Below are 4,717 nucleotides of genomic sequence, written 5' to 3' on the forward strand. Positions count from 1 at the left end.
CTGCTGGCCGGGCTGCGCGGCCTGCTGGCCTCCGGGAAGTTGGGCCAGCACAACGGGCTGCCGGCCTGCATCATCGTCACCACCACCCTGGCCGAACTGGAGGCCGCCGCCGGACGCGGCCTGACCGGTGGGGGCACCATCGTGCCGATGAGCGACGTGATCCGCCTGGGCCGCCACGCCCACCACTACCTAGCCATCTTCGACAACGGCAAAGCCCTGGCCCTCTATCACACCAAACGGCTGGCCTCCCCCGGCCAACGAATCGTGTTGCACGCCAAAGACCGCGGCTGCACCACACCCGGGTGCACCGTGTCGGGCTACTACTGCGAAGTCCACCACGTCACCGACTACGCCACCTGCCACAGCACCGACATCAACGACCTCACCTTCGCCTGCGGCCCCCATCACCGCATGCTCCAACCCCGCGGCTGGACCACCCACAAAAACACCCACGGCGACACCGAATGGAAACCACCCCCCCACCTCGACCACGGCCAACCCCGCACCAACACCTACCACCACCCCGAAAAACTCCTACGCGACGGCGACGACGACGAAGAAGCCGACAACCCCGGGGCGGCATGACACTTCGTAGGTTGCCACTGGTTCAGGTGGCGCCGACCCGCGTCGCCCGGCTGCGCCGCGCTCGCGATCGCCGCTAGTTGAGGTTGTAGAAACGCTGCGCGTTGAGGCCGCCGATCTTTTCCCGGGCGTCCTCGCTGATGTCGGCGCGAGTTCGTAAATGCTTGGTGCTCTCGGGCCACTCGCCGTCCCAGTGCGGGTAGTCGCTGGCGAACATGATGAAATCGGAACCCAGCACGTCGATTACTCCGGGCAGAATCGGTTCCTCCGGCTCGCACGTCACCCAAATGTTGCCCGCGGTCAGATAATCGTGCGGATCGCGACGCCAGCCCCGCTCCACCCAGTCGCCGCGCTTCTCGTAATGCTCGTGCAGCCGATCGATGAAGAACGGAACCCAGCCCGCGCCCGCCTCGAGGAAGGCGACCCGTAACTCCGGGTGGCGCTCGAAGACACCACCGGAGACCAGAGCGGTCATCGCGGTCATCTGGTCAAACGGAAAGCTGATGCAGTGCACCTGAATGTAATTCGTGAAGCGGTCCACTCCGATCTTGGGCAGGTGGATGCCCGGGGCGCCATGCACGCCCAGCGGCATCCCGAGCTCGACGGCGGCGGCGTAGAACGCGTCGAGGTCGGGGTCGTCGAGGTTGCGGGTCTTGAGCGCCGGCGGGACCAAAGTTGCCACCAGCCCAAGGTCTTTGGCTTCGGTCATGACATCGATCGCCAGCCGGCCATGCTCGATCGGAGTCACCGCGACGCCCCGGAGCCGCCCATCCGAGGCGGCGCAGTACTCGGCGATCCACTCGTTGTAGAGCCGGGCGAACCCGGCGGCGAATTCGGGGTTCTCAAGGCTCGGCGCGCACAGGCCGAGGCTGGGATAGAGCACCATCGTGTCGATGTGATCGCGATCGGCGTCACCCAGCACACCTTGGGCGGATCGACAGTTGATATCGGGTGCCTTGCTGATCCCATGTTCGGGCGGGCAGCCGGCGCCCGGGCCGCGATCCTCCGGATAGTTGCGGCCCTCGAGCATCAACCCGAGCCGCCCGTGCGTGCTGGGCTTGACGTATTCCGGCCATCGTTTGATCGCTTCGACTGCCAGCGAGGAATTTTCGGCGACATGGCCGTCGGCGTCGATGATCCGCATGTATCCGGAACTTACTCCCGGACCGTGCACGGCGAAACAGGTCGCGCCGACGCGTTCGGTACGCCACGATGCTGACGTGACCCCACAGAGTCCGCAAAAGAAGTTGACCGCCGATCAGCGGAACTCCTTCGTCGCGGCGTTGTTGGGCTGGACGATGGACGCCTTCGACTACTTCATCGTGGTCCTCGTCTACGCCGACATCGCGAAGACGTTCCACCACAGCAAGGCCGAGGTCGCGTTCGTCACCACGGCCACCCTGGTGATGCGTCCGGTCGGCGCGCTGCTGTTCGGGCTGTGGGCTGACCGCGTCGGTCGGCGACTGCCACTGATGGTCGACGTCATGTTCTATTCGGTCGTCGGCTTCCTGTGCGCATTCGCGCCCAACTTCACCGTGCTGGTCATCCTGCGACTGTTGTACGGGATTGGCATGGGCGGTGAATGGGGGCTTGGTGCCGCGCTCGCCATGGAGAAGGTTCCGCTGGAGCGACGCGGATTTTTCTCCGGGCTGCTGCAGGAGGGTTACGCATTCGGTTACCTGTTGGCGAGCGTCGCTTCCCTGGTGGTGATGGGCTGGCTCGGGTTGTCGTGGCGCTGGTTGTTCGGCCTGAGCATCGTTCCCGCCCTGATCAGCCTCATCATCCGCTACCGGGTGGAGGAATCCGAGGTGTGGGAGGCAGCCCAAGACCGGATGAAGGTCACCAGCACCAGAATCCGCGACGTGCTGCGCAACGGCGCGATCATCAGACGCTTCTTCTACCTGGCGCTGCTGATGACGGCGTTCAACTGGATGAGCCACGGCACACAGGATGTGTACCCCACCTTCCTGGGCGCGCACACCAATCACGGCGCCGGCCTGTCCAGCACGACGGTCAAGTGGATCGTGGTGGTCTACAACGTCGGCGCCGTCATCGGTGGGCTCGTCTTCGGAACGCTGTCGCAACGATTGAGCCGCCGCTACACGGTCGTCTTCTGCGCGATTTTGGCGCTGCCGATCGTGCCGCTGTTCGCTTACTCGCGCGGTGCGGCCATGCTATGCCTGGGTTCGTTTTTGATGCAGCTCTTCGTGCAAGGCGCGTGGGGTGTGATTCCCGCCCACCTCACCGAGATGTCGCCGGACGCCATCCGTGGCCTCTATCCCGGCGTGACCTACCAACTCGGAAACCTGTTGGCGGCGTTCAATTTACCGATCCAGGAACGGCTCGCCGAATCCCACGGCTACCCGTTCGCGTTGGCGGCGACGATCGTGCCGGTGTTGATCGCGGTCGTGGTGCTGACGCTGATCGGGAAAGACGCGACGGGAATCCGCTTCGGCACGATGGAAAATTCATTTCTCGCAACCGAAGTGACATGAAGCTAGTCAGGAGCGCTCAGGAGGCGCAGCAGGAGGTGCATGGCCACCGTCGTCGAGCGCTCCCGAATATCGGACCGGTTGCCGGGAAGCCGTAGCGTGCGGGTATCCGTACGGCCCGTCGAACCGGGTGGGCCCACCTTCACGCTGAAGCAGACCGTGCCCACCGGCTTTTCGTCCGTACCCCCGCCCGGTCCGGCGATCCCGGTGATCGCGACGGCGGTGTCGGCGCCGAAGCGTTGCAGCGCTCCCGCGGCCATCGCCTCGGCCACCGGCTCGGACACCGCGCCATGTGCCTCGATCAGCGCCGGGTCGACGCCCAGCAAGTCCGCTTTCGCCTCGTTCGAGTACGACACCACGCCGCCGGCCACGTAGTCCGACGATCCGGGCCGGTCGGTCAGCCGCGCCGCCAGCAGGCCCGCGGTACACGACTCCGCCGTCGCAATCCGGTGACCAGCCAGCAGCCGCGCAACCAGATCGTCGACCCGCGAACCGTCCTCGGAGTAGAGCTGATCGCCGTGCCTGTCGCGCAGCAGCTCGGTGAGCTGGGCGTACGCGCCGGCCGCCGCCGGCTCGTAGCGGGTAACCATTTCGATCTCCCCGCGCCGCAGACAGGTGGTGATCTCGAGGTGCTCGAAGCCGGGCACGGCCTTTTCGGCGTCGCGCAGCGTTTCGGCCAACCCCGACTCGGGCAGCCCGAACATCCGCAGCATCTCCTGCCGATAGATGGTCCGGCCGGCAATCGCGTCCTGCGCCGCGGGCGTCTGAATGGCCGTGTGCCACATCGGCTGCAACTCGCGCGGCGGCCCGGGCAGCACGATCACGGTGGGCTCGCCGGGCACCACGACGCCGGGCGCGGTGCCGACCGGGTCGAGCACCTGCGCCCCCGCGGGCACCATGGCCTGCTTGCGGTTGGCGGCCCGCAGCGACTCGAAAGTGCCGGGGTCCAAGGCGGATTGGAACGCGGGATTGCGCGCCATCAGTTTCTTGAGGATGTTCGCGATCTTCTCTTCGACCTCGGCGTCCAACAGCAACTCGCGCCCGCAGAAGCGCGCCACCACCTCGACGGTCATGTCGTCGGCTGTGGGTCCCAGGCCGCCGCTGGTGACGATCAGGTCCACGCCTTGATCGGCGAGAAAACGAAGTTGGGCCTCGATGTCGGCTGGGCGGTCCCCGCAGATCGTGATGTGCGCCAGTTCGACACCCAGCTCCAGGAGGCGGTCGGCGATCCAGGGGCCGTTGGCGTCTTGGACACGTCCGGTGAGGACCTCTGTTCCGGTGACAACGATGCCTGCGCGTGCGCTCACCGCCCTGAGCCTACGCATGGGCCTGCGAGACGCCTTTGCGGGACAATGAGCCGATGATCGAGTTAGAGGTGCTTCAAACCGATGTGACGCAGCTCGAAGTCGACGCGGTCACCAACGCGGCCAATACACAGCTGCGGCACGGCGGCGGCGTCGCCGCGGCCATCTCGCGCGCGGGCGGGCCCGAAGTGCAGCGCGAATCGACCCAGAAGGCGCCGATCGGGCTCGGCGAAGCGATCGAGACCACGGCCGGCGACATGCCCGCGCGTTACGTCATCCACGCGGCGACGATGGAGCTCGGGGGCCCGACCTCCGCCGAGATCAGCGGCGCCGCCACGG

5 protein-coding genes are annotated in these 4,717 nt (G+C 66.3%); 3 read left to right on the plus strand and 2 right to left on the minus strand.

Going from position 1 to position 4,717, the window contains the following annotated elements:
* A partial coding sequence (locus tag A5775_RS18365) for an HNH endonuclease signature motif containing protein (RefSeq protein WP_156660765.1) occupies positions 1-585 on the plus strand: 585 nt, incomplete at its 5' end.
* 73 nt (positions 586-658) lie between these two features.
* Here A5775_RS18365 and A5775_RS18370 read toward each other — a convergent pair.
* Positions 659-1,726, minus strand: a complete 1,068-nt coding sequence (locus A5775_RS18370; RefSeq protein WP_067255526.1) for an amidohydrolase family protein — start codon at positions 1,724-1,726, stop codon at positions 659-661.
* Here A5775_RS18370 and A5775_RS18375 point away from each other — a divergent pair.
* On the plus strand, positions 1,725-3,077 hold the full coding sequence (locus A5775_RS18375) for an MFS transporter (protein ID WP_255362119.1): 1,353 nt from the start codon (positions 1,725-1,727) through the stop codon (positions 3,075-3,077). The genes A5775_RS18370 and A5775_RS18375 overlap by 2 nt on opposite strands.
* A 2-nt stretch (positions 3,078-3,079) precedes the next feature.
* Here the strand turns inward: A5775_RS18375 and A5775_RS18380 are convergent, their stop codons facing one another.
* Positions 3,080-4,399 (minus strand): competence/damage-inducible protein A, encoded by a 1,320-nt coding sequence (locus A5775_RS18380; protein ID WP_067255528.1) that lies wholly within the window; start codon positions 4,397-4,399, stop codon positions 3,080-3,082.
* 35 nt (positions 4,400-4,434) lie between these two features.
* On the opposite strand from A5775_RS18380, the gene A5775_RS18385 reads away from it, so the two are divergent.
* Positions 4,435-4,717 (plus strand): macro domain-containing protein (locus A5775_RS18385; RefSeq protein WP_197512716.1); only part of this gene is annotated, 283 nt, incomplete at its 3' end.

This window comes from Mycobacterium sp. 852002-10029_SCH5224772 (genome assembly GCF_001667315.1).
In the GTDB taxonomy this organism is placed as follows: Bacteria; Actinomycetota; Actinomycetes; order Mycobacteriales; family Mycobacteriaceae; genus Mycobacterium.

Bases quoted from the DNA above. Each gene is read 5' to 3' on its own strand.
- A5775_RS18370 (WP_067255526.1), bottom strand. From the start codon at position 1,726: ATGCGGATCATCGACGCCGACGGCCATGTCGCCGAAAATTCCTCGCTG.
- A5775_RS18380 (WP_067255528.1), bottom strand. From the start codon at position 4,399: ATGCGTAGGCTCAGGGCGGTGAGCGCACGCGCAGGCATCGTTGTCACC.
- A5775_RS18375 (WP_255362119.1), top strand. From the start codon at position 1,725: ATGTATCCGGAACTTACTCCCGGACCGTGCACGGCGAAACAGGTCGCG.